The organism is Pseudoalteromonas atlantica, assembly GCF_043641955.1.
GTDB classification, from domain to species: Bacteria; Pseudomonadota; Gammaproteobacteria; order Enterobacterales; family Alteromonadaceae; genus Pseudoalteromonas; species Pseudoalteromonas atlantica_A.
Genome location: NZ_JBHZRV010000003.1, coordinates 148 through 1801, shown reverse-complemented (window position 1 = coordinate 1801; position 1654 = coordinate 148). Strand labels below are relative to the sequence as shown.

Annotated in this window: 1 protein-coding gene; it reads left to right on the top strand. The window is 35.9% G+C overall.

Features of this window, described 5'->3' with window-relative positions; translation table 11 throughout:
- Positions 1–1375 precede the first annotated feature (1375 nt).
- A partial coding sequence (locus ACHUE3_RS07390) for a hypothetical protein (RefSeq protein ID WP_394191684.1) occupies positions 1376–1654 on the top strand: 279 nt, incomplete at its 3' end.

Sequence of the window (1654 nt, the reverse complement as noted above, 5' to 3'; positions counted from 1 at the left end):
TTGACAACATCTTCACACACAATTATAAAGATTCGGTTTTAAGTGCAATCTGTACACTTTTAAATTCATTGATGAAACTTAGTTCATCTAACTGCGTGGCGGTTAAAATAAAAAGCAACTCAAGCCAAGTTAATACCTAACTTGAGTCGTCTTTTTGACAACATCTTCACACACAATTATAAAGATTTGGTTTTAAGTGCAATCTGTACACTTTTAAATTCATTGATGAAACTAGTTCATCTAACTGCATGGCGGTTAAAATAAAAAGCAACTCAAGCCAAGTTAATCCCTAACTTGAGTCATCTTTTTGACAACATCTTCACACACAATTATAAAGATTCGATACTAAATGTATTAGCAGCCATGACGATAGCTCACTAGAAAAACTATTAGCTTTAAGTTGTAATAACCTTTAGTGTTCATCGCCTTGCTTGTTATGTATAAATTTAGAGTAAAAGCTCTTATCTGACAACTGATAAAATTAAATCCAATAGATGAAAAAAATTAACTTATCCGTATTTTCATAAATAATAATCCTCAACAAATGTTATCCATATAAAAAACTAAACATTTTATAAATAAAACAATAACTTAGAGTGTGATTCAAAACTTTCTTCTCTATATACACAAAATAATTTCTTACGTATTACGCTCCTCACAACCACAAACTATGTATCACTTGATTAAGCAAGTAGCTGGTTCTCAAATGGGAAGCTATTTGATGAACAAATTGCAACTTATAGAATTGAACAAGGAAAGTATCAAAGCACCGAGGGATCAAACAGCAACAGATTCTATAAAACCATATACAAGGCTTAGTTAATGCCGCGAAAAAGGTAATAAGGCAGTTATAGAAGCTTAGTTGGCTATAGTATAGGTATGATGAAGTAATAATTACTTCACATTTTGTCCGACACCATGATTCTTCATTGTTACTCACATATGCTGCTATGAGTAATATTACGAGAAGCATTAAGATATATCGGTAATACAACTTTATCCTTGCACAGATTAGTTGAGCCTAATATAGAAGGTAGGGCTGGAATGTAATCCACATTAACATTGCTGGCTTTGAGCATTTTTCATCAAGAGGATGGATAAGCCTGATCACTTAGTAAATAGTATTGGTTTATACCGTGGATTGAGAGCTCTGGATGCAAAAAAGCCCGACTTTTTCGAGTCGGGCTTTCTTGTATTTGGAGCCATGGTACGCTACACAGTAGGATGACCGTGTGCCTACAGCAGTAAAGAGTCACATAACAAAGTACTCTTAATGTTGTTTAATGGGATTCACTGGGCTCTGAGGTGGTCGTGACGTTCTTTTGTCCGTGGGTATCAATTACTCAACCTACGCTACGGAGAACAGGTTGGCACTGTGCGGCTGATAGCTTTACTTTATTTTAGACAACAAAAAACCCGCTGCATTGCTGCAACGGGTTTCTCTAATTTAAATCCTGGCGATGACCTACTTTCACATAACAAATGCTACACTATCATCGGCCGGGGCTCGCCTTCGAGCTGTTTTGTTTCACTACTGAGTTCGGCATGGGGTCTTGGCTATTTACTAAACCTTAAAAAACAAAAAACCCGCTGCATTGCTGCAACGGGTTTCTCTAATTTAAATCCTGGCGATGACCTACTTTCACATAACAAA